The organism is Massilia pseudoviolaceinigra, assembly GCF_030846505.1.
Taxonomy (GTDB): domain Bacteria; phylum Pseudomonadota; class Gammaproteobacteria; order Burkholderiales; family Burkholderiaceae_D; genus Telluria_A; species Telluria_A violaceinigra.
Map to the genome: position 1 here is coordinate 175,701 of NZ_JAVCWL010000003.1, position 23,142 is coordinate 198,842.

The following is a 23,142-nucleotide window of genomic DNA, read 5'->3' on the forward strand; positions in this document are numbered from 1 at the left end:
CACGGAGGCGCCGGAACTACGCCGTAGTGGGGGACATGGATCGCGTATTCACCAAACCTGATTTCGTCGCTGAAGCGCTTGAGCTGATCGCGTCGCCCGCCTGTGCGTGCGACGCGCACGGCATCGTCCATGCCTGCAACGCGGCCTTGTGCGCACTGCTAGGCATCAATCCCTCGGGCCAGCCCCTGGTCGGTCTTTTTTCCCCCGCCGTGCGCGAGGACGCCGCGCTGCGCATGCACGGCGCCGCCGACCAGCTGTGGGAGAGCGCGCTGCACGCCGGCGGCAACGACATCGCCGTCCAGGTGCTGGCCAAGCCGCTGCCGGCCGGCGGCGCCACCTTTGTGTTCAGCGATATCCGCCGCTTCGACCGCGACCAGGCCGCCCTGCGCACCACCCTGCTCGAACAGAAGGCGATTCTCGACAACGCCGCCGTCGGCATCATCCTCAGTAAAAACCGCGTGATCTGCGAATGCAATATCCGCGCCGCCGAGATTTTCGGCTACACCGCCGATGACCTGATCGGCCTGGCCACCGTCACCGTTTTCCCGAGTCCGCGCAGCTACGAGCAAATGAGCAGCGAGGCGGGGCCCCGGCTCGCCGCCGGCGGCTCGTACGCCGGCGAAGTGCGCCTGCGCCGCAAGGATGGCGTGCTGCTCTGGTGCCGCCTGTACGGACGCGCGGTCGATACGCGCGACGAGTCGCACGGCACCATCTGGATTGTCGAAGACATCGACGAACTGCACCAGAACGAAACGCGCCTGCGCCGCGCGCTGCTCGAAATGCAGGCGATCATGGACAACGCCCCGCTGGGCATCGCCTTCCAGCGCGACAACCGCATCCTGCGCTACAACCACCAGTTCGGCCGCTACTTCGGCTTTGCCGGCGAGACGGGACTCGGCCACGGCGCCGCCGAGCTGTTTGCCTCCGGCGCCGGCTACGAGGCCATGCGGCGGGAGGCGCAGCCGCTGCTGCGCGCCGGCCGCCCCTACCAGTCCGACATCGAAATGCTGCGCCAGGATGGCAGCACCTTCTGGGCGCATGCCTACATCTACGCCATCAACGCCGGGCGCGGCAAGCAGGACACCATCTGGATCGTGGACGACCGCAGTGCGCAAAAAGCGGCCGAGGAAGCAACCCGCCAGGTGCTGCTGGAACAGAAGGCGATTCTCGACAACGCCTCGGTCGGCATCCTGTTCAGCCGCAATGGCATCATGCTGTCCTGTAACCCGCGCATGGCCGACATGTTCGGCTACTCGCGCGACGAGATGACGGGCAGGCCGGCGGTGGACGTGTTCCCGTCGCCCGAGGCATACCAGCAGTTCGGGTACGAAGCCGGGCCGCTGCTCGGCAAGGGACTGCCGTTCGAGAAGGCCGAATACCAGTTCCGCCAGCGCGACGGCACCCTGTTCTGGTGCCGCGTGCGCGCGCAGACGGTCGACGCCGAGCGGCGCGAGGAAGGCACCATCTGGATCCTCGAAGACGTGACCGAAGCGCGCCAGACCCTGGTCGAGGTGCAGGCGATCATGACCAACGCCTCGGTCAGCATCCTGTTCACCAAGAACCGTATCATCACGCGCTACAACCGGGGCTTTGGCGACATGTTCGGCTATGCCGGCAACGAAGGCTTAGGCCTGCCGGGCCGCGCGCTGTACCCCAGCGACGAGGCCTACGCCGCCATCGGCGCGGCTGCCGGGCCGCTGCTCTCGGTCGGCAAACCCTTTCATACCGAAGTCGAGATGGCGCGCAAGGATGGCAGCATCCTGTGGGCGCAGCTGATCGCCTACGTCGTCAATCCGTCCGAGCCGGGGCAGGGCACGATCTGGATCATCGAAGACCGCACCGACGCCAAGCGCGCCGAGGAATCGCTGCGCAACGCGCTGCTGGAAAACCAGGCCATCCTCGACAGCGCGGTGCTCGGCATCGCGGTGATCGAACACGGCACGAACCTGCGCTGCAACGCCAAGATGGAAGAACTGTTCGGCTACGGGCCGGGCGAAGTGGCGGGAATGTCGGTGCGCGCCCTGTATCCCGACCGCGAAAGCTGGGAAATGGCGCGTGGCGAGACTGCGCGCGACTTCCGCGAGGGGCGGGTCCACATGGCCGAGTACCGCCTGGTGCGCAAGGATGGCAGCACGTTCTGGGCGCGCCTGTCGGGGCGTCCGTTCGACCTGGCGCATGCGACCGGCCGTTCGGTATGGCTGGTCGACGACGTGACCGCGCGGCGCGAGGCCGGCGAAGCGGTGCGGCGCGCACGCGACGAACTGGAAGTGCGGGTGCTGGAGCGCACCGCCGAACTGGCAGGCGCCAATGCGCTGCTGCAGGGCGAGATCGTGGAACGGCGCCAGGCCGAAGCGCGGGTCAACCACATGGCCTATCACGACAGCCTGACCGGCCTGCCCAACCGCGCCTTGCTGTCCGACCGGCTGGACCATGCGATGCTTGGGGTGAAGCGCTCCGGCAGCAAGCTGGCCGTCATGTTCATCGACCTTGACCGCTTCAAGACCATCAACGATTCGCTGGGCCACCTGATGGGCGACCGCCTGCTCAAGGAAGTAGCCGGGCGCCTGTGCAATGCGGTGCGCGGCAGCGACACCGTGGCGCGCCTGGGCGGCGACGAATTCGTGGTGCTGGTGCCTCGCATCGACGGTCCGGCCGAAAGTACCCAGGTAGCCGAAAAGATCATTGCCGTGCTGGCGCTGCCGTTTCCTGTCGATGGACGCCTGCTGCATATCACGCCATCGATCGGCATCTGCATGTATCCCGACGATGGTGGCGATGTCGCGACCTTGATGCGGCATGCCGATGCGGCCATGTATCACGCCAAGGCCAACGGTCGCAACAACTACCAGTACTTCACCGAGCGCATGAACCTCGCGGCGGCCCAGCACTTCGAGCTTGAAAGCGCGCTGCGCGGCGCGTTGGCGCAGGAAGAATTCGAGCTGTATTACCAGCCGATCATCGACATCGGCACGCGCCGGGTGCACACCATGGAAGTGCTGCTGCGCTGGCGCCGTCCGGGGCATGGGCTGGTGCTGCCGGATCATTTCATCCCCATCATCGAAGAAAATGGGTTGATCGTGCCGATTGGCGAATGGGTGATGCGGCGCGCGTGCGAGCAAAGCATGGCGTGGCAGCGGCAGGGGATGACGGCGGTGCCGCTGGCGGTCAATTTGTCGCCGCGCCAGTTCATGCACCGGGGGCTGATCGAATCGATCCGGCGCGTGCTTGACGAAACCGGGATCGACCCGGCGCTGATCGAATTCGAAATCACGGAAACGGCGCTGATGCAGCATGGCGAGCATACGCTGGACATTTTGGGGCAGATCAACGGCATGGGCATCCGCTTGTCGATCGACGATTTCGGCACGGGCTATTCGAGCCTGGCGTACCTGAAGCGCTTCCCGGTCAAGAAGATCAAGATCGACCGTGCCTTCATCAAGGACCTGGAAGAGAGCACCGAAGACCGCGCGATTGTGGCGGCCATCATGGCGCTGTCGAACAGCCTGCAGTTGTCGGTGGTGGCGGAGGGTGTCGAAACCGAAGCCCAGTACTCCCTGCTGAGCGGCCACGGCTGCCAGTACGCCCAGGGCTACCTGTTCGCCCAGCCTGCCGCCGCCGCCCAAGCCCGCGGCCACCTCTCCAGTAACTAGTTGCTCAACCGGGGTCAGACCTCAATCAAGAAATGTTTCGAGTCGGAGCTCTGACCCCGGTTAGGAAACTTTTTAGTCGAGGGTGGCGATGACGGGGGCGTGGTCGGAGGGCTGTTCCCATTTGCGTGGAATGCGGTCGATCGCGCAGGCAGTGCAGCGCTTGGCCAGGGCATCGGACAGCAAAATGTGGTCGATGCGCAAGCCTTTGTTTTTTTGATAACCAAGCTGCCGGTAATCCCACCAGCTAAACGATTTGTCGGCTTGCTCAAACAGACGAAACGCGTCGGTCAGCCCCAGATCGATCAGCGCCGTCAGCGCCGCCCGCTCCTTGTCGGAACATAGCACCTGGCCAGCCCAGGCCACCGGATCGTGCACGTCGCGGTCTTCCGGCGCGATGTTGTAGTCGCCCAGAATAGCCAGGCCGCCATCGGCGTGCGCCCGCATTTCATCGGCCAGCCAGTCGCGCAGCGACGCCAGCCATGCCAACTTGTACGCATACTTGTCGGTGTCCACCGCCTGACCATTCGGCACATAGGCGCAAATAAAACGCACCCCGCCAATGGTTGCCGCAAGGATCCGCTGCTGCTCATCAGGAAACATGGGATTGTTCCTGAGGACATCAGTTAATGGTAGCTTCGACAAGATTGCGACACCGTTATAGGTTTTCTGCCCGCTGAAGGCAACTTCGTACCCGGCCGCATTAATTTCAGAAATCGGGAACTTATCGTCCGTTAGTTTTGTCTCTTGTAGGCAAAGTACGTCGACGGGATTGGCTTCAAGCCATTGCAGTAAGTGAGCAAGTCGTACTTTGAGGGAATTAACATTCCAGGTTGCTATTTTCATGGAGGGTCTCGGACGGCGATTGAGGCTAAAAACAGGCAGTATCGCGTTAAATGTGCCGTTCATGCAAGAACATGCTCTTAGTTATCGAAATCGGCCTTTCATGCAGTGAGCATACGCTTGTGTTATCAACACTTTTATCGAAAAAATACCGTGAAGATGTTAAACTTTGTTGTCCCCGAGATTTAACCGCTCGCAAGATGTAATTAGATGTAACAACAGGAAGACAAAACAACGATTTTGGACTATTGTTACTCATGGGGAATAAAAAATTGCATTCTTATAACGCACGGAGTAATATGTAGTTTATCGGGTCGGTGGTGGTGAGAACCAGCGGTCCGAATCCGTAGCGTGAAGAGTTACACGCCCTTAATGTTTGTGGCAGTTTCATGACACAAACGGCAAGGTGGTACTAGTTGAAACAATTCTGTTTTGATTAGTGGAGAAATGCGAAGACAGCATTTGTAAAGGATTAAAATGCGAAGTGCATTTGAAGCATGGGCGCAGCGCGATGGTCATATCGTTCGACGCCGCGAAGATAAGCCCGATGAATATCTCGTGTTTGAAACACAACGTCGCTGGGTAATCTGGCAAGCGGCGCTGGCGCACGGCAAAACAGCCGCGGCGACAGCGAAATATTCGGCGCAAAAGGCCGCCTCGAAAGAGTCGGCTGATCCGGTACGCGCAAGCGCACCGGCGTCGGATGAAACCGCAGTGCGTAACCGGGTTCTCAATGAAGTTCTTGACGCTTTCAGTGACCTCGACGATACCGCTGGTATCGAAGGTGTCCTCAAGGTCATCCAGGGCTTGAAGAAGAAGCAGAAAGCTCTGGCCGAAGACAAGACCGAGAGTTGATGCAATACCGGCACTACAAGGGTGGCCTGTACGACTTAGTGTGCGTGGCCACTCTTGAATCGGATCTCTCGGAGATGATCGTGTATCGCGCAGCGGACGGTTCAATATGGACGCGGCCGAAAGACGTGTTCTTTCAACTGGTCGATGTCGACGGCAGTCTGGTGCCGCGCTTTGCGCCGGTTGCCTAGCCTTGCCTGCCCATTGTGGCGTATTCATCTCCAGCATCGATCTCCAGCACCTACCTCCAGGAATAAAACTATGCGAATGACCCGACTCGCACTGAGTCTCGCGCTGTCCGCTATCGCCGCCGGCGCCGCTGCGGAAACCGTGGGCTCGGTCGATACCGCTTTCAAGCTGATTGGCCCCGACCACAAGGTCGTGGTCGAAGTATTCGACGACCCGGCTGTCGGCGGCGTAAGCTGCTACCTGTCGCGCGCCAAGACCGGCGGCATCAAGGGTGCCGTGGGCCTGGCCGAAGACAAGGCCGAATCGTCGGTGGCCTGCCGCCAGGTCGGCGCCATCACCTTCAACGGCAAGATTCCACGCCAGGATGAAGTCTTCAGCGAGCGCGCCTCGATCTTCTTCAAGCACGTGCGCGTGGTGCGCATGGTCGACACCAAGCGCAATGCGCTGGTCTACCTCGTGTATTCGGACCGCCTGATCGACGGCAGCCCGAAAAACAGCGTCACCGCCGTGCCGGTGCCGGCCAACCAGCCGATTCCGCTCAAGTAGCATTCATCGGGTAGTATTCAATATGGTATTCAGGATCCCTGGGCAGCTGCCGTAAACAGGGTGAAGAACTATTTTGGATGGAGACGATGGCGACTTTTTTACGGACAGGCGCGCTGGCGCTGCTGGCCGCCCTGGGCGGCTGCGCGACGATCAGCGAATCGAACCAGCAGACACTGATGGTGCGCACCATCGCCGACAACCGCGAAATCGGCGGCGCCGGCTGCGTGCTGACCAACGATAAGGGGCGCTGGTTCGTCACTTCACCCGGCCACGTGACCGTGCAAAAAAGCGCGGGCAACCTGTTTGTCGACTGTAAAAAGGATGGCGTAAGCGCCGGCCAGGATGTGGTTGCGTCCAGGGCCAATGCCAGCGCCACCGTGGGCAATGCGGTGCTGACCGCGGGCCTCGGTTATCTGCTCGACAAGCGCACCGGCGCCGGTTTCGATTATCCCGAGACGCTGACGGTGCTGATGCGCCGTACCGGGGTGCCCGACTATCGGAATGCCCCGCCGGAGACGGCCGGCACCGCGCTGCACTAGCGCGCGACCAAAAAAGAAGCGGCCCGCGAGGCCGCTTTTTTATTGCTCGATGTTGCGCTTGCAGGCGCGCTTAAACCCGATTGATCAGGAAGGTCGACAGCAGCGGCACGGGACGGCCGGTGGCGCCTTTTGCGCCGCCCGATTTCCATGCGGTGCCGGCGATGTCCAGATGCGCCCAGGTGTACTTGCGCGTGAAGTTCTCCAGGAAGCAGGCCGCCGTCACGCTGGCGCCGCCCGGCGTGCCGATGTTGGCCAAGTCAGCGAAGTTGGACTTGAGCTGCTCGTTGTAGACTTCTTCGATCGGCAGGCGCCACGCGGTGTCGCTCGCCGCCTTGCCGGCGGCGAGCAGTTCGCCCGCGAGCTTCTCGTGCGCGTCGTCAGTGCGGGTGAACAGGCCCGTGTTGTGATGGCCCAGTGCCACCACGCAGGCGCCGGTCAGGGTGGCGATGTCGATCACCGCGGCCGGGTTGAAACGCTCGCAGTAGGTCAACGCGTCGCACAGGACCAAACGGCCTTCGGCGTCGGTATTGAGCACTTCGATGGTCAGGCCGTTCATCGAGGTGACGATGTCGCCCGGCTTGGTGGCGCGGCCCGACGGCATGTTCTCGCACGCGGCGATCACGCCGATGACATTGAGTTTCAGGCCCATTTCGCCGATCGCGCGGAAGGTGCCCAGCACCGACGCGGCGCCGCACATATCGTACTTCATTTCATCCATGCCGGGACCGGCCTTGATCGAAATGCCGCCGGTGTCGAAGGTGATGCCCTTGCCGACCAATACCACCGGCGCATCCTTGGACTTGCCGCCCATGTGCTTGAGGACGATGAACTTCGGAGCTTCTTCGCTGCCGTTGGTGACCGACAGGAAGCTGCCCATCTTGAGCGCCTGGAGCTGTTTGCGGTCCAGCACTTCGACGTCGAACTTGTAGTCCTTGGCCAGCTTGCGCGCCGTGTCGGCCAGGTAGGTCGGGGTGCAGACGTTGGCCGACAGGTTGCCCAGTTCCTTGGTCAGGTCCATGCCGTTGGCAATCGCAATCGCCTGCGCCAGCGCGGTCCTGACGTCGGACGAAGCGTCGGCGGCCAGGGTGATCTTGCGCACGCCGGTGGGGGCAGGGTCCTTCTTGCTCTTCTGGCCGTCGGTGCGGAAAACGCTCTCGTGGGCGGCGCAGACGATGGTGCGCACGGCCCAGCTAACGTCGCGCTCTTTCACATCTGTCATGGGTAGTGCGATAATGGCGTCCGCGGCGCCGAGCGAGGCAAAGGCCTTGAGCGTCGCGTTCACTGCGGAAGTGAAGCTTTTTTCGCTGACCGTCTCGTCGTTGCCCAGTCCGACCAGCAGTATGCGCGCCGCGCCGGTGCCGGAAATGCCGCGCAACAGCAGGGTCGAACCGGCCTTGCCGGTAATGTCGCCGGACTTGAGCGCAGCCGTGATTTCACCACTCTGGTCGAGGGCTTTTGCGGCCTGCGACAGTTTTTTGTTTTCGAATACCGCAACCGCGACGCATCCGGTTTTGGCCGACGTGATGGTGTTCTTTGTGTCGAATGCTTTTATGCTAAAGTCCATTTGAATCTCCGTTTCGTGTTTGTGACGCGCACTGCCTAACCTGTGATTATAACTTTCGAATGATCTTTCAACGCGCCCTGCAACGTGAATTAGCCAGTTCGGCCGGGACGACTTTCACGGTGCTGTTTTCCATCGTCGCCACGTGGACCCTGATCTCCATCCTCGGCAAGGCCGCAGGCGGAAAGGTGGGGTCGAGCGACGTGCTGGCATTGATCGCCTTCGCAACGCTGAATTATCTGCCAACTATCCTGACTCTCACCAGCTTTATTTCGGTACTGGCGGTGGTCACGCGCAGCTACCGCGATTCCGAGATGGTGGTCTGGTTCGCATCGGGCCTGTCGCTCACGCGCTGGATTCGCCCCATCCTCACTTTCGGTATTCCGATGATGCTCCTGACCGGTGCCCTGAGCCTGTTCGTGACGCCCTGGGCCAAGATGAAAAGCACCGAATTCGTCCAGCGTTTCGAGAAGCGCGAAGACCTGAAAAAGGTCTCGCCCGGCCAGTTCAAGGAATCCTCGTCGAGCAACCGCGTGTTTTTCGTCGAAGCCGTTACCGGCGAATCGACCGTGGTGCAAAATGTGTTCGTCAATACCATCGAGAAGAACGTCAATTCCGTCATCGTCGCCAAGGAAGGCGTGATCGAGTCCGACGGCAAGGGCGGCCAGTTCCTGGTGCTTAAGAACGGCCGGCGCTACCAGGGCGTGCCGGGCCAGGCCGACTTTCAATCGATGGAGTTCGGCCGCTACAGCATGCGCGTGGCCGCCAAGAGTTCGTCGATGAATGGCGATATCTCGTCCGATGCCATGTCCACCAGCGAGCTGCTGGCCACGCCCAACCGCTTTACCCAGTCCGAACTCCTGTACCGCATCGCCGCGCCGATCACCTGCCTGCTCCTGATCCTCCTGGCCATTCCGCTCGGTTTCGTCAACCCGCGCGCCGGCAGCGCGGCCAACCTGATCATCGCGCTGCTGATCTTCTTCACCTACATTAACCTGACCAAGCTGGCCGAGGCCAATGTCCGCCAGGGCAAGTCCGATTTCAACATGGCCTGGTGGCCGCTGCATCTGTTCGTGGCGGTCCTCACCGTCGGCATGTTCGCATGGCGCCTGAACGTCAACCATCGCTATCACCCGCTGGTGTTGTGGGCTGCGCTCAAGCGCGGCCGGGTGGAGCAATCCGCGTCGACGGGGGCTGCAACATGAAAGTGCTTCAACGTTATTTCGCGGTCTCGATCGCGCAGGCCGTCGCCTTTGTACTGGTCGCCTTCCTGGCGCTGAGCGCCTTCATGGACCTGACCGGCGAACTGCCGTCGGTGGGCAAGGAAGGCTACGCGATCCAGCACGCCTTTTTGTATGTGCTGCTGCGCGTGCCCTTCCACGTGTACGAGGTGATGCCGGTGGCGACCCTGATCGGCACCATCTACACGATGGCGCAGTTCGCGTCGACTTCCGAGTTCACCATCATGCGCGCGTCGAGCATGTCGACCCAGATGGCGGCGTGGATGCTGTTCAAGATCGGCTTCGTGTTCGTCATCATCACCTTCGTGTTCGGCGAGCTGATTGCGCCGCGCACCGCGCCGCTGGCGGAAAAGCTGAAACTGAGCGCGCGCGGCGCCACCGTGTCGCAGGAGTTCCGTTCCGGGATGTGGACCAAGGATATCGTTCGCACCGAAGGCACCAAAGGTATCGTGACCGGCTCGCGTTTTTTCAACGTGCGCCAGTTCCGCACCGACGGCCAGATGCTCGATGTGCGGCTGTACGAGTTCGACACCAACTTCCGCATGCGCTCCCTGATCACCGCGGCGCGCGCCGTCTTCACCGGCAACAGCACCTGGCGCCTGGAAGACGTGACCGAAACGCGCTTCACCAACACGCGCGAGCTGCTGCCGCCGGGCGGCACGCCGGTTGCCACCATCGCAGCCGGCGCCAGCGCGCCAGGCACCTTTGGCCAGGAGACCAGCATGGTCGCCACGCGCAAGCTTCCCAGCATGGAGCTGGTGTCCGAGATCACGCCGAAGATCATTTCGGTATCGGCCTCGGACCCGGTACGCATGTCGGCCACCGAGCTGGCCATCTACACGCGCCACCTGTCCGAAAACAAGCAGGAGACCGAGCGCTTCAAGATCGCGTTCTGGAAAAAGCTGTTCGGTCCGCTGGCCATTTTCGTGCTGATGGCGCTGGCGCTGCCGTTCGCCTACCTGCACACCCGCAGCGGTGGCGTGAGCCTGAAGATTTTCGTCGGCATCATGATCGGGGTCGGCTTCATTCTGGTCAATAACCTGTTCGCGCACGTCGGCCTGCTCAGTGCCATGCCGGCCATCCTGGTGGCGATCGCCCCGAGTTTGCTATTCCTGCTATTGGCCCTTGGGGCGCTATGGTGGGTGGAAAGACACTGATGACCCGCGCACTGATCCTGTTTGCCCACGGTGCCCGCGCCGCCACCTGGGCCGCGCCCTTCGAGCGCTTGCGCGAACTGACCCAGGCGCGCGCGCCTGGCGTGCCGGTGTCGCTGGCCTTCCTCGAACTGATGGAGCCGCGCCTGCCCGAGCGCGTGGCCGAACTGGCCGCGCAGGGCGTGACCGCGGTGACGGTGGTGCCGGTGTTTTTGGGGCAGGGCGGGCATTTGCTGCGCGATCTGCCGCTGATGGTCGAGCAGCTGCGGCTCGACCATCCGGGCATGGCGATCAGCGTATCCGGCGCGGTCGGGGAAGACCCGGGCGTGCTGGCCGCGATGACCGATTTCTGCGTGGCGCAGCTGTAATCGGGGCGGTTTAACCCGGCGTCAGCGTACCCGGCGCGTGGTTTCGCGCACCACCAGTTCGAGCGGAGGAATCTGCGCCACCACCGGCTCGCCATTGATCAGTGCCAGCAGGGCATTGGTGGCGATGCGGCCCATGTCGTACAGGGGCTGGCGGATCGTGGTCAGCGGCGGCGTGGTGTACGAGGACCCAGGCAAATCATCGAAGCCGACCAGCGAAATATCTTCCGGCACCCGGATGCCCTTGCGGTACAGGCACAATCTCACCCCATACGCGCTCAGGTCATTGGCCGCGAACACGGCCGTGAACTGCTGGTTGGTCTCGAACAGATGGTTCACCGCCAGCAGGCCGCCCGATTCGTGGAAGTCGCCGCCCACCACCAGCTTGTCGTCGTACGCGATATCGGATTCGGCAAGCGCGCGCTTGTAGCCGATCAGGCGCTCGTCGGCATCGCGGTGGTGCGGCGGACCGGTGACGAAGGCGATGCGCCGGTGTCCCAGTTCGACCAGGTGGCGCACCGCCATGAAGGCGCCGTTTTCATTATCGAGCTTGAACCCAAGCGCGCTCTTGGTGCGCAGTTCGCGTCCCGTGGAGACGATCGGGCGGTGGTTCGCAAACTGCAAAATGGTGTCGTCGCCCAGGTGGCCCGACAGCAGGATGATGCCATCGACCTTGCGCGCCAGCAGAAGGCGGATTCGTTCCGTTTCTTCCACCGCGTTCCAGTGGCCGCTCACGATCACCGACGCGTAGCCCGTACCCTTCAAGCCATCGTCGACACCGCGCAGCGTCTCGTCGAAGAACGGGCTCGAAATATCCTGCACCACGATCCCGATGGTCATCGAGCGCCCCTTCTTGAGGCCTTGTGCCATCTGGTTCGGGGCGAAGTGCATCTTCTCGATCGCCGCCATGACGGCCGTGCGCTTGTCGTCGGAGACCTTGGCGGTGCCGTTCAAAATGCGCGATACGGTGCTCGGCGAGACGCCGGCGTGACGTGCAACGTCGATCAGGGTGGAGGGCGGGGCAGCGTTGTCGTGGTCGGTCAAGGGTAGGTCCTGGTAGGGGGCGGAACGGCTGTCACCGCGAGATTACCATAAGTGGAACGACCCACGAAATAAACAGCCGGCCAGAGTGTACACAGGTTACGGGGCATTGAAAACGTTTTCATGCGCACTGGCTGGACTGGCGCCGATGGTGCGCGCGGTACCACGGAATATTCGCACCGCGCCCGCCGGATCCGCCGGCCCACCCGCACCGATCATCGCCGTTAGCGCGCCGTATTCGGCAAGGGGGCCGCGTCGCCGTCAGCGGCGCGGCGAGCACTGCGGGCTGGTGGCCGCCATCCTCAACGCCGGGTGGGCGATTGCGCGCCGCGCGAACGTATTGGCCCGCCCGCCCGGCCGGCAGGCCGCCGTGACCGGCGCCAGGTATTACTGGCGCGTGCCGCCCACGAAGCGCTTGAACAAGGTCGGGCGCGACGGGCGCGGGAGCGCCTGGTCGACCACCGCGGCCCATTGCTCCGACAATTGCTGGCACGTGGCGCGCAGCACCGGATTGAGGTCGGCATGGCTGGCCAGCGCCTTGAGATGGCGCTCGATCACGGACGCCAGCTTCAGGCAGGGCCCGGCCTGCGCCGCGTTGGCGCTGTAGTGGGACATCAGGTGCAGCGCGGCAGACACCAGCAGCTCGGGCTGGGGTGGCGCGCTGGCCGTTGCGGTAAATGCGGGACCTGCCATGTCGATAGCCATGCGATGCTCCTGTCAAAAGGGGATGGCTGGCTCGCGCGTGCAACGCTGGCTGGCTGAGGGTTGGTCGGTCAGGCGGTCAGGCGGTCAGGATCAGCTTGTTGAGCCGGGTGACACGCAACTCGTAGATTTTGCCGTCGTGTTCGATCTGGATTGACTTGCCCTGGCGCAGCAATTCCTGGCTGTTGACGCGCAGCGGAAGCGCAGGTGCGACAGGCGTCGGGATCGCGCGCACGGGTTGTTGGGTGGTATTCATCGCTGCCTTTCAGTGAATGAGAACAATTCTCATTTAGATTATGGCCGATGTGTCACCCGATTGCAAGCGGTAAGCGTCGAGGCTTTGCCGCAACAGCATGGGCGTCATGCCGGTCCAGCGCTTGAAGGAACGGCGAAAGTTGTTGGCGTCGTGAAAACCCAGGTGGCGCGCGACGGCATCGTTATCGTGCCGTCCGCCATGGAACAGGTGCAGGGCGACGTGGGCGCGCACCTGGTCGAGTTCGGCCTGGAAGTGGCTGCCGTGGCGCGCCAGGTGGCGCTTCAGGGTGGCCGGGCTGACGCCGAACTGGATCGCGCACTGTTCCAGCGTGGGCGCGCTGCGGATGTGCTCCAGCAGGTAATCGTACAGGGCGCACAACAGGCTGCGCTGGCCCGGCTGGCCGCTGGGTTGGCCGCTGCGTGCGTTGGCCGCGTCGACAGTGCGCCGCGCCACTGCCGCCGCCATCGCATTCGCGCGCGGCCAGGGGCGGTCAAGCCAGGCGGCGTCGATCAGCATGGCGTCGAGGTGGCAGTGAAAGCGCAGCTGTTCGCCCAGGTGCACCTCGTGCTGCTCGGTGTAGCGCGGCGGCGTGCGGTTGAAGCAGTAGCGCCACGGCAGGCGCTCGCCGCTCAGCCAGCGGCACATCGCGGACATGGCCGTCATGTGCATCTCCACCAGAAAGCCGCGCTGCTGGCCGGCGCCGAAACTGTCGGTCCAGTACAGCACCCCAAGTCCGCCTTCCTCGCGAAAGCGCGGCGACAGCAAGGGGCACAGCTGCATCTGGAAGCGCACCAGTAGCGCTATCGCCTCGCGCAGGCTGTGCGCGTGCATCAGCGCGTGGCTCAGGGCCCCGAAGTGCCCGGGCAGCATCTGCTGGCCCAGCATGAAACTCGTCTCCGGGCTTTTCAGGCCGGCGGCGACGTTGGCCAGCAATTGCAGGTATTCGGTGGGACTGATGGCCTGCTGCGCGTCGGGCGCCTGCACATCGTCCATGCCGGTGCCGGCCAGGATCGTGCGCGGCGCCAGGTCTCGGCTGCGCGCGTAGTCGAGCACCAGCGCGGGCTGGTGCTGCGCCACGATGCAGGCGTCGCCCGCTTGCAGGAAGCGGCTCACGCGGGTGCAGCGAAGCTGCTGGCATCCTCCGCGGCGGGAGCCGGCTGCGGCATGCGCCGTTCCAGCGCGCGGTTGATTTCCTTGAGCAGCTGGCGCGGCTCGATATCGACATGGCGCACCGCGTAGCGCACCGTCACCTGCAGCGCGTCGCCGCCGCTGTGCGTGTGATGGCGCAGCGTCGCAACGGCGCGGCGCAGCTGCTCGGCCAGTGCGCGCGCGGTGTCGGCATCGGTTCCCGGCAGCAGGATCGCGAAGCGGTCGCCCGCGTAGCGGCACAGCAGGTCGGTGCGGCGCAGGTTCAGCAGCACGGTGTGGGTGACGGCTTGCAGCAGGCGGTCGCCTTCGCGCTGGCCGTGGCTGCGGTTAATCAGGTGGAAGCTGTCGATATCGACCATCAGCAGGCAGCAATCCGGGCCGGTGCCGCGTTCATGCTCGATGCGCAGCTGGGCGCGCAAATAGTCGGCGTCGCCCACCTGGGTCAGGGCGTCGAACGAGCGGTGATCGCGGAACAGGCGCTCGCGCTTGTGCAGGTGCTCGTTGAGCATGAACTGTTCGCGGCGCCAGTCGAGCAGGCCGCAGGTGAGGGCGGCCATGCCGGCCAGTGTCAGGCCGCTCTCGATCACATGGTTCCACAGATCGCCTTTGGGCACGCTGAAAAACTCGTCGAGGCAATCGGCGCTGGCGCCCAGCATCAGGCCGGCCAGGCCCGCCGCCAGCAGCGCGGTCACGCGGCCCGGGGGGCGGCTGCTCAGGACCAGCACGAACCACACGCCGGCCATCAGGGCGATGCTCGCCTCGCTGGCGATATCGATCCATTTCCAGTCGGCGGGCGGCTTGGGCACCCCGGCGAACGCAAACAGGAAGCAGCATGCGACAAGGGCCAGCAGGGCCAGGACGAGCGGAGTGCGGTGTGAGTGGAGCATGGGCAAAAGGCCAAAGCCTTGCATGAGGGCGATACGTTCCGATACTAGCCCGCACGCGTGACAGGACGATGACAGGCGGGGGTGCAAACAGCGCAGCGGCGCCAGTCCGATCGGCTCACCATGCCCGCCGCGCCGGGCGGCGGCCCGCAAACCCCCGGGTCATTTCAGCTCACATGCCGCCGTAAAAGGCCGTGTCGCCCGTGATGGCGGGGCCCGTGTCACGAGTTGGACATATTCGGTCTCTAGACTTCGCCCTGTTTTTCACCCATCCAACGGCGATTATATGAATAGCGACAAACAACAACAGCGTCAGCGCGTGATGCCGGGCGGCCGTCCGCGCCTGTCCCTCATTGCGTTCGGCATCTTGCAAGTGTGCGGCGGCGTCGCGCACGGCGCCGACAACGCCGCCGGCAGCAGCGAGGCAAACGCGATCCCGCTTGATACCGTCGTCATCGCCGGCCAGCGTTCGAGCATGAAGCGCGCGCTGGCGGCCCAGCAGAAGGCCGACAATATCGTCAGCATCGTCAGCAGCGACGATATCGGCGGCTTGCCAGACAAGAACGCCGCCGAGGCGCTGGCCCGCCTGCCCGGCGTGGCGGTGCAGCGCGACCAGGGCGAAGGCCGCTACATCGTGGTGCGCGGCGTGGGGCCTGATTACAACGCCGTCACCATCAACGGCGCTTCGGTGCCGTCGCCGGAAGCAGGTCGCCGCGCGGTCGCACTCGACGTGCTGCCGGCCGGCCTGATTCGTTCGCTGGAGGTGAGCAAAACCTTGATGCCCGACCAGGATGCCAACTCGCTGGGCGGCTCGGTCGACGTCAAGTCGCTGTCGGCCTTCGATTTGCCCGGCACGGCGCTGTCATTCCACGCTGGCGCCAGCCGCGACCAGAATACCGGCAAGACCAGCCCGAACGCCGGCGCCTTGTGGGCCGACCGCTTCCTGGGCGGCAAACTCGGTGTCGCCGCAGGCATCAGCGGCGAGCGCCGCAAGTTCGGTTCCGATAACGTGGAAACCGGCGGCGCCTGGAACAAGGGCAAGCTGTCCGGCCTCGAACTGCGCGATTACCTGCCGGAGCGGGAGCGCAATGCGCTGGCGCTGAACGTCGATTACCGCCCTCAGGCTGGCCAGTCGCTGTATCTGCACACGTTTCTCAGCCGCTTTTCGGACGAGGAAGTGCGCGACCGCCTGTCGGTCAGTAACATCGCCGGCGGGGCCGCATCGCCCGACACGGCGTTCACCGCGCGCGCCGAACGCCGCCTGCGCCAACGCAAATACACGCAGCAGATCGGTTCCGCCGTCGTCGGCGGCGATATCCGCGTCGGCGACTGGAAACTGGCCGCGTCGGGTGGCGCCAGCCGCGCCACCGAGGACACGCCGGAGAGCATCAACGATGGGCGCTTTCGCGCCAGCGCCAACGTGGCCGGCCTGCGCTTTGCCGGCACCGGCGTGCCGCGCTTGAGCGGGCCCGCCACCCTGGTCGACCCGGCCAGCTACAACCTGCAGGGCATTACGCTGCAGGCGCGCGAGAGCAAGGACGCCGAGCGCCACGTCAAGCTGGACCTGAGCCGCCGCCTGGCGCTGGGCGACACTTCCGCCGACATCAAGGGCGGCGTCAAGGGCAGCCGCCGCACCAAGGAGAACGATACCGAGCAGTGGGCCTATACCAGCAACAAGGCGGGTAGCGGCAATTACTGGGGCGCGGGCAGCGTGTCGATGAGCGGCTTCACACAAGGTGCGCTGGACTACCCGTTCGCCAACCTCGGGCCGGGCCTCGATCCGGCGCTGATCCGCGCGCGCGTGGCGGGGCTGGACCGCGCCGGCGCGCGGCTGGTATCGGAATCGAGCCTGAACGACTTTTCGATGGATGAAGACATCGACAGCGCCTACGTGCAGGCCGGCGCCGACATCGGCAACTGGCGCCTGCTGGCCGGGGTGCGCCACGAGCGCACCAGCTTTGCGGCGCGCGGACAACAGGTATCGGGCACGGGCCTGCAGGCAGTTTCGCGCACCAACGACTATTCGAACTGGCTGCCCAACCTGCAGGCACGTTTCGATATCGATGAGGACACCAGCGTGCGCGCCGCCTGGACCAACGCCGTCGTACGCGCCAATTTCAGCCAGCTGGCGCCCGGCATCAGCCTGGCCAGCAATACGGAAGCGGTGATCGGCAATCCGGACCTCAAACCGCTGAAGGCGGCGAACGTCGACCTTGGCATCGAGCGCATGCTGGGCGCCGACGGCGCGCTGTCCGCCTACCTGTACTCGAAGGACATCAAGAACTTCACCTACACCACCGATCTTGCCGGCAGCGGGGCATGGGCCGGCTACACCACCGCCACCAGCTACGCCAACGGCGAGAAGGCGCGCGTGCACGGCATCGAACTGTCGTATTCGCAATCGCTGCGCATGCTGCCGGCGCCGTGGAACGGCATCCTGGTCGGCGCCAATGCCAGTTTTAACGATGCCAAGGCCACCATCGGCCGCTTCGACAAGGCCAGCGGCGGCCAGCTGACGCGCGAGATCCGCCTGCCGGGGCAGTCGAAGCAGATCGTCAATCTGATGCTCGGTTACGAAAACGGTCCCGTGAGCACACGCCTGGCGCTCAATCACAAGTCGGCCTATCTGCTCGAAGTCGGCGGCGACCTGCTCGATGCGTCGCAAGACCGCTATGTCGACGCCCAGCGCCAGGTGGATTTTTCGCTCGGCTACCAGATCAACAAGCGTGTGCAGCTGGTCTTCGAGGGCATCAACCTGAATAATGAAACTTATTATGTGTACCAGGGCACCAAGCCTTATAACGTGCAGTACGAGCAGTACGGCCGCACGTTCAAACTGAGTCTGAAAGCGAACTTCTTCTGATATGACCATGCAAAAACACATGACCCGCGCAGCCGCCATGCTGTGCATCCTCACCAGCACGGCGGCGCAGTGCGCGGAGCGCATCGCGCTTGATGGCGGTGGCTGGCTCTCGCTCGACAAGCATGCCTTGCAGCTGACCGACGCCACCGGCAAGGAACTGGCCCGCCTGCCGATGCGCGCCAAGCAGCTCGACGTACGCAGCACCAGCGGCAGCGGGCTTGCCGTGGTGCTCGATGCGGACACCCAGCACGCGCTGCCGATCCGCGTCGATATCAAACGCGGCGAACTGACGCGCCTTCCGCCGCTGCCGCAGCAGCCTTTCGGGCTCGAAGGACTGTGCCTGTTCCGCGACCAGCAGGGGCTCGACTTCCTGTTCGTCGCCGCCAAGGATGGTCAGGCCGAGCAGTGGCTGATGCACGGCGCCACGCCGCAGCTGGTGCGCAAACTGAGCATGCCGCTCGACGCCGGCCAGTGCAAGGTCGACGACGCGCGTCACACGCTGTATGCGAACGAGGAGGGCATCGGTACCTGGGCATATGAAGCGAACAGCGAGGCGGCGCCGGTGCGCCGGCTGCTCAAGGCTGGTGCGCGCCTGCCGGCGGGGCCAGCGGCTTCTCCGGCGGTAGTGGTCGAACCGCGTGCGCAGACGATGCCAGTGGCACGCCTGGGCGACGTGGCGGACGATCCGGCGATCTGGGTGCATCCGCAGGATGCGACGCGCTCGCGCGTGCTGGGCACGAACAAGAAGCAGGGCTTGATGGTGTACGACCTGCAAGGCAAGCAGCAGCAGTTCCTCGATGTGGGCCGCCTGAATAACGTCGACCTGCGCCAGGGCGTGAACATGGATGGCAAGGCGGTCGACCTGGCCGTGGCCAGCCAGCGCGACGACAACAGCGTGGTGCTGTTCGGTTTCGACGCCGACGGCAAGGTGGCCGAACTGACGCGCTTCGCGGCTGGTTTTCCCGAGGTGTACGGCATCTGCCTGTTCCAGCCGCGCAGTGGTGGGTTGGACGTGATCGTCAACGACAAGGGTGGGGCGTTCCGCCAGTTCCGCATTGCGAGCAATGGCGACGGATGGAGCGGCAAGCTGGCGCGCGAGTTCAGGGTGGACAGCCAGCCGGAAGGCTGCGTTGCCGACGACCGCAACGAGCGCCTGTTCATTGGCGAGGAAAAGCGTGGCGTGTGGACCCTGGCGGCACGTGCCGATCAGCCGGTCGCGCGCAAGATGGTGCTCGCTGTCGGGCGCGACCTTCACGCGGATGTGGAAGGCATGGCGATCTACGAAGGCGCAAAGGGCGCGTATCTGATCGTGTCGAGCCAGGGCGACAGCAGTTATGTGGTGCTCGACGCGGCAGCGCCGTACAAGGTGCGCGGGCGCTTCAAGGTGGGCTTCAACCTGGCCGAGGGAATCGATGGCACGTCGGACACCGATGGACTGGATGTGACGTCGAAGAACCTGGGTGGTCCTTATGCGCAGGGCATGCTGGTGATTCAGGATGGGTACAAACGCATGCCTGATGGGCCACAGAACTTCAAGTACGTGAGTTGGGAGGATGTGGCGAGGGCGTTGAACCTCTAGATGCCGACATCCTTAAGACCGTCGTTCCCGCGCCAAGGCGGCACTCTGCGGGAACGACGAGGTAGTGGCCGACAAAAATCTACCAATGGTTTGTTCTGGATCAGTTCCAGGTGTGTGCAGGGGTTTGACTGAGCCGGCATTTGCGCTCAAAATTTCTTGATCCTCTTTTCTCTCTCCGGTGCCCATCGTGCTCAGTGCAACCCTGAAACTGCTGCTCCGCGAAGTTTCCCAAATCGCCAGACGCGGCCGCAATACACTCATCTCGCTGGCCGAAGAACGCCGCACCGCGCTGCGCCTCGACCGCCTGGCCGATCGCCTGGCGGGAATGGGATGCAAGATCGACATCCTGCGCAAGCGCATGAGTGACGGCCGGCTCGACGAACCGCTCGACGCCGACGCCAGCCTGCGCGAAGCTCTCCGTGAACTCAAGGAAGACATCCGCACCGTGCGCTGCCAGCTGTCCGCGCTGAGCGGGCCGCGCAGTTCACCACGCCTGCAGCGTGCGTTCGCACGTCTGGCGGCTATCGCGGAAAAAACCTACGCCGCGGCTGACAAGCTTCAGTGGGAAATCGATGCGCATGACCAGATGAGCGGCGCGCAACAGGCGCCGTCGGCTGCGCAGTTAAGCGCTTAACTGTGCCGCGTCGGGCGGCGCGTCGGGTACCGCGTCGCCGTCTTGCGCGGTATCGATGGGCTGGCTCTCGCGCAGCCTCATGGCCTCGCCCAGCATCACCAGCACCGGGCCATGCGCCGGCCCCAGGCCGTGGGCCAGGGTCGCCAGGGTCAGGCGCATGATGCGCTGCTCCGGACGACTGCAGTTCTCGATCACCACCACCGGCGTGTCAGGCCGGCGGCCCTGGTCCAGCAGGCGCTGGGCCGTGACGATCGCCTCGCGCCCACCCATGTACTGCACCAGGGTGTCCGAATCGGGAACGACCGTCAGGTCGCCGTGTTCCGGCGCTGTGCTGGATGTAAAAAACGCCACGCTGCGCGCCACGCCGCGTTTGGTCAGCGGCTGCTTGGTCGCCGCCGCCGCCGCGACTGCGGTGGTGATGCCCGGCACCACGTCGACCTCGATGCCCGCTTCTTCCAGCGCGCGCAATTCTTCATCGGCGCGCCCGAACAGCATCGGGTCGCCGCCTTTCAGGCGCACCACCAGCCCATATTTATGCGCGCTGTCGACCAGCTGCTTGTTGATGAACGCTTGCGCGGTTGACAACTGACCGCAGCGTTTACCCACCGCGATCTTCACCGCCTGCGGACACAATGCCAGCATCTCGTCGGTCACCAGTGCATCGTGCAGCACCACATCGGCCTGCGAGAGCAGGCGTGCGCCACGCAGGGTGATGAGATCCTGGGCGCCGGGGCCGGCGCCGATCAGATAGACTTTTCCGAGTGCTGACATACTGTGTTCCTTTTGCTGGCAGATGATCGCTGGCTGCTACCTGTTTACGCGTCCAGCCGGATCATACCAGCGGCAACGGTCTGGTGAGTCACTTCATCGATCAGAATGAAGGCGCCTGTTGCGCGGATGTCGGCATAGGCGTCGGCGGCCAGCGGCTGCTGCACGCTCAGGCCGATGCGCGCGATATCGTTCAGCTTCAGGCCTTCGGCCGCGTGGCGCTGCTGGGTATTGATGTCGAGCAGGGTATCGATGCCGGTGATCTTGGCCGAGGTCTGCTTGGTACCATGCTTGATCCAGTACTTGCGGCGCAGGTCGAGCGGTTCGTCCGACATCCAGCACACGTCCGCCTTGAGCGTCTTGAGCAGGGTTGCTGGCTGGTCGGCGCCGGCCAGCAGGTCGCCCCGCGAGATGTCCAGGTATTCATTGAGCAGCAAGGTGATCGACTGGCCCACGACGGCCGACTGGTGCGAGCCTTCCAGGGTGAGGATATCCTTGACGGTGGCGCTCTGGCCGGACGGCTGCACCACCAGCTTGTCGCCCACGCTGACCTTGCCCGCTTCGATGCGGCCCATGTAGCCGCGGAAGTCGTTCGCTTCGTGGCCGTTGTGACGCGCCACCAGCTGCACAGGGAAGCGGAACGGCGCCGCGTGCGACTCGTCGTAGACCGAGAGCGACTCGAGCAGCGAAATGAGCGTCGGACCCTGGTACCAGCCCATTTTTTCGCTCGGCTCGACCACGTTGTCGCCGGTCAGGGCCGACAGCGGAATCGGCGTGATGTCCTTCAGCCCCAGGGTGGCGGCAAATTCCTCGTACGCCTTGACGATGCGGTCGTACACGGCCTGGTCGTAGTTCACCAGATCCATCTTGTTGACGGCGACGACCACGTGCTCGATCTGGAGCAGGTGGGCGATGGTCGAATGGCGCTTGGTCTGGATCAGCAGCTCAACATCATTACCGTCAACGCCGCCATCTTCGCGCAGCTTGACCTTGGAAACGTCGATCAGGATGATCACCGCGTCCGCGGTCGAGGCACCGGTGACCATGTTGCGGGTGTACTGCTCGTGGCCCGGGGTGTCGGCGATGATGAATTTGCGCTTGGGCGTGGCGAAGTAGCGGTAAGCCACGTCGATGGTGATGCCCTGTTCGCGTTCGGCTTCCAGGCCGTCGGTGAGCAGCGACAGGTCGACGGCGTCGCCCACGGTGCGCTTGTGCTTCGAGCGCGACATGGCATCTAACTGGTCGGCGAAGATGCCTTTGCTGTCGAACAGCAGGCGCCCGATCAGGGTGCTTTTGCCATCGTCGACCGAGCCGGCCGTGATGAAACGCAAAAGACCGCGTTCGGTCGGGGCGTCGATAGGGGTGTCAATGCGGGCGTTCATCAGAAGTATCCTGCTTTCTTGCGTTTTTCCATCGAGGCTTCGGAGGTCTGGTCGTCCATCCGGGTGGCGCCGCGTTCGGTGATCTGGGTAATGGCGGTTTCGGCGATGATCGCTTCGACCGTCGATGCATCGGACGATACCGGGCAGGTGCACGAAATGTCGCCCACGGTGCGAAAGCGCACCACCTGGGTTTCGACGGTCTCGCCGTCGCGTGCCGGCGTCAGGTCGGTCAGGGGCACCAGCAAGCCGTTGCGCGGAATGACCTGGCGCTCGTGCGCGAAATAGATCGGCGGCAGGGCCAGTTTTTCGCGCTGGATGTAGAGCCACACATCGAGTTCGGTCCAGTTCGAGATCGGGAACACGCGCATGTTCTCGCCCGGGTGCACGCGGGTGTTATACAGGTCCCACAGTTCCGGGCGCTGGGCCTTGGGGTCCCACTGGCCGAATTCGTCGCGGAAGGAGAAGATGCGTTCCTTGGCGCGCGCCTTTTCCTCGTCGCGCCGTGCGCCGCCGATGCAGGCGTCGAATTTGTGTTCGGCGATCGTCTCCAGCAAGGTCACCGCTTGCGCCGCGTTGCGCGAGTCGGTCTGGGGGTTACGCAGGCGCACCGTGCCGCGCTTGATCGACTCTTCGACCGAGCCGACGATCAGGCGCTCACCGAGTTCGGCGACGCGGGCGTCGCGGAAGGTGATCACTTCGGCGAAATTGTGGCCGGTATCGATGTGCACCAGCGGGAACGGGAATTTACCCGGCCGGAAGGCTTTTTCGGCGAGGCGCAGCAGCACGACCGAGTCTTTCCCGCCCGAGAACAGCAGGGCGGGGTTGGCGCATTCGGCGGCGACTTCGCGCAGGATGTGGATCGCTTCCGATTCGAGCGCATCCAGGTGGCGCGCGTTGACGTCGGTCAGCACGCGCGGGGTATCGGTCAGTGTAGTCATGGTGGCGAG

At 63.9% G+C, this 23,142-nt stretch carries 21 protein-coding genes; 11 read left to right on the forward strand and 10 right to left on the reverse strand.

Annotation, left to right across the window (positions count from 1 at the left end; translation table 11 throughout):
• Nucleotides 1-35 precede the first annotated feature (35 nt).
• Nucleotides 36-3,650, forward strand: coding sequence for a sensor domain-containing protein (locus RBA40_RS04365; protein WP_306646268.1), 3,615 nt, complete (start codon nucleotides 36-38; stop codon nucleotides 3,648-3,650).
• Nucleotides 3,651-3,722: 72 nt separating this feature from the next.
• Here RBA40_RS04365 and xth read toward each other — a convergent pair whose 3' ends face one another.
• A complete protein-coding gene (gene xth / locus RBA40_RS04370) occupies nucleotides 3,723-4,493 on the reverse strand; it encodes an exodeoxyribonuclease III (RefSeq protein WP_306646270.1) in 771 nt (256 codons plus the stop codon).
• A 474-nt stretch (nucleotides 4,494-4,967) separates the two neighbouring features.
• Here xth and RBA40_RS04375 point away from each other — a divergent pair, with 474 nt between their 5' ends.
• The 4 genes from RBA40_RS04375 (at nucleotide 4,968) to RBA40_RS04390 (ending at nucleotide 6,616) form a co-directional block, all read left to right on the forward strand.
• Nucleotides 4,968-5,345 (forward strand): phiTE_015 family protein, encoded by a 378-nt coding sequence (locus tag RBA40_RS04375; RefSeq protein ID WP_099881518.1) that lies wholly within the window; start codon nucleotides 4,968-4,970, stop codon nucleotides 5,343-5,345.
• Complete coding sequence (locus RBA40_RS04380; protein ID WP_099881516.1) at nucleotides 5,345-5,533, forward strand: DUF1653 domain-containing protein; 189 nt, start codon at nucleotides 5,345-5,347, stop codon at nucleotides 5,531-5,533. The genes RBA40_RS04375 and RBA40_RS04380 overlap by 1 nt, the downstream gene beginning before the upstream one ends.
• Nucleotides 5,534-5,603: 70 nt before the next feature.
• On the forward strand, nucleotides 5,604-6,077 hold the full coding sequence (locus RBA40_RS04385; protein WP_306646272.1) for a CreA family protein: 474 nt from the start codon (nucleotides 5,604-5,606) through the stop codon (nucleotides 6,075-6,077).
• Between the two features lie 86 nt (nucleotides 6,078-6,163).
• Nucleotides 6,164-6,616 (forward strand): hypothetical protein, encoded by a 453-nt coding sequence (locus RBA40_RS04390; RefSeq protein WP_306646273.1) that lies wholly within the window; start codon nucleotides 6,164-6,166, stop codon nucleotides 6,614-6,616.
• Between the two features lie 70 nt (nucleotides 6,617-6,686).
• Here RBA40_RS04390 and RBA40_RS04395 read toward each other — a convergent pair whose 3' ends face one another.
• Nucleotides 6,687-8,180, reverse strand: a complete 1,494-nt coding sequence (locus tag RBA40_RS04395) for a leucyl aminopeptidase (protein WP_306646274.1) — start codon at nucleotides 8,178-8,180, stop codon at nucleotides 6,687-6,689.
• A gap of 59 nt (nucleotides 8,181-8,239) precedes the next feature.
• Between RBA40_RS04395 and lptF the strand changes: the two genes are divergently transcribed.
• The 3 genes from lptF to RBA40_RS04410 are packed head-to-tail and all read left to right on the forward strand — an operon-like array spanning nucleotide 8,240 to nucleotide 10,940.
• Nucleotides 8,240-9,382, forward strand: a complete 1,143-nt coding sequence (lptF, locus tag RBA40_RS04400; protein WP_306646275.1) for an LPS export ABC transporter permease LptF — start codon at nucleotides 8,240-8,242, stop codon at nucleotides 9,380-9,382.
• The gene (gene lptG / locus RBA40_RS04405; RefSeq protein WP_306646277.1) at nucleotides 9,379-10,575 is read left to right on the forward strand and encodes an LPS export ABC transporter permease LptG; all 1,197 of its coding nucleotides are present in this window, start codon (nucleotides 9,379-9,381) and stop codon (nucleotides 10,573-10,575) included. Before lptF ends, lptG begins: the two co-directional genes overlap by 4 nt.
• Nucleotides 10,575-10,940 (forward strand): sirohydrochlorin chelatase, encoded by a 366-nt coding sequence (locus RBA40_RS04410; protein ID WP_306646278.1) that lies wholly within the window; start codon nucleotides 10,575-10,577, stop codon nucleotides 10,938-10,940. The genes lptG and RBA40_RS04410 overlap by 1 nt, the downstream gene beginning before the upstream one ends.
• 21 nt (nucleotides 10,941-10,961) lie before the next feature.
• Here the strand turns inward: RBA40_RS04410 and RBA40_RS04415 are convergent, their stop codons facing one another.
• The 5 genes from RBA40_RS04415 to RBA40_RS04435 form a co-directional block, all read right to left on the reverse strand.
• Complete coding sequence (locus RBA40_RS04415) at nucleotides 10,962-11,981, reverse strand: LacI family DNA-binding transcriptional regulator (RefSeq protein ID WP_229413729.1); 1,020 nt, start codon at nucleotides 11,979-11,981, stop codon at nucleotides 10,962-10,964.
• A gap of 384 nt (nucleotides 11,982-12,365) precedes the next feature.
• The gene (locus RBA40_RS04420) at nucleotides 12,366-12,683 is read right to left on the reverse strand and encodes a hypothetical protein (RefSeq protein WP_306646280.1); all 318 of its coding nucleotides are present in this window, start codon (nucleotides 12,681-12,683) and stop codon (nucleotides 12,366-12,368) included.
• Nucleotides 12,684-12,759: 76 nt separating this feature from the next.
• Nucleotides 12,760-12,936, reverse strand: a complete 177-nt coding sequence (gene hemP / locus RBA40_RS04425; RefSeq protein WP_306646282.1) for a hemin uptake protein HemP — start codon at nucleotides 12,934-12,936, stop codon at nucleotides 12,760-12,762.
• Nucleotides 12,937-12,969: 33 nt separating this feature from the next.
• Complete coding sequence (locus RBA40_RS04430; protein WP_306646284.1) at nucleotides 12,970-14,049, reverse strand: AraC family transcriptional regulator; 1,080 nt, start codon at nucleotides 14,047-14,049, stop codon at nucleotides 12,970-12,972.
• On the reverse strand, nucleotides 14,046-14,972 hold the full coding sequence (locus RBA40_RS04435; RefSeq protein ID WP_306646286.1) for a GGDEF domain-containing protein: 927 nt from the start codon (nucleotides 14,970-14,972) through the stop codon (nucleotides 14,046-14,048). Before RBA40_RS04435 ends, RBA40_RS04430 begins: the two co-directional genes overlap by 4 nt.
• A gap of 283 nt (nucleotides 14,973-15,255) precedes the next feature.
• On the opposite strand from RBA40_RS04435, the gene RBA40_RS04440 reads away from it, so the two are divergent.
• The 3 genes from RBA40_RS04440 to RBA40_RS04450 all read left to right on the forward strand — a co-directional run bounded on the left by RBA40_RS04440 (nucleotide 15,256) and on the right by RBA40_RS04450 (nucleotide 20,045).
• Entirely contained in the window at nucleotides 15,256-17,832 is a 2,577-nt protein-coding gene (locus tag RBA40_RS04440; RefSeq protein ID WP_306646288.1) for a TonB-dependent receptor, read from the forward strand.
• Between the two features lie 19 nt (nucleotides 17,833-17,851).
• Nucleotides 17,852-19,411 (forward strand): phytase, encoded by a 1,560-nt coding sequence (locus tag RBA40_RS04445; protein ID WP_306646290.1) that lies wholly within the window; start codon nucleotides 17,852-17,854, stop codon nucleotides 19,409-19,411.
• 178 nt (nucleotides 19,412-19,589) lie between these two features.
• The gene (locus RBA40_RS04450; protein WP_306646291.1) at nucleotides 19,590-20,045 is read left to right on the forward strand and encodes a hypothetical protein; all 456 of its coding nucleotides are present in this window, start codon (nucleotides 19,590-19,592) and stop codon (nucleotides 20,043-20,045) included.
• On the opposite strand, the gene cobA is transcribed toward RBA40_RS04450, so the two are convergent.
• The 3 genes from cobA to cysD are packed head-to-tail and all read right to left on the reverse strand — an operon-like array spanning nucleotide 20,034 to nucleotide 23,133.
• Nucleotides 20,034-20,816 carry a uroporphyrinogen-III C-methyltransferase gene (gene cobA, locus RBA40_RS04455; RefSeq protein ID WP_306646293.1) on the reverse strand — a complete coding sequence of 261 codons (783 nt, stop codon included), beginning with the start codon at nucleotides 20,814-20,816 and terminating at the stop codon, nucleotides 20,034-20,036. The genes RBA40_RS04450 and cobA overlap by 12 nt on opposite strands.
• Nucleotides 20,817-20,860: 44 nt before the next feature.
• Entirely contained in the window at nucleotides 20,861-22,195 is a 1,335-nt protein-coding gene (locus tag RBA40_RS04460) for a sulfate adenylyltransferase subunit 1 (protein WP_306646294.1), read from the reverse strand.
• A complete protein-coding gene (gene cysD / locus RBA40_RS04465; protein WP_306646296.1) occupies nucleotides 22,195-23,133 on the reverse strand; it encodes a sulfate adenylyltransferase subunit CysD in 939 nt (312 codons plus the stop codon). Before cysD ends, RBA40_RS04460 begins: the two co-directional genes overlap by 1 nt.
• Nucleotides 23,134-23,142 lie beyond the last annotated feature (9 nt).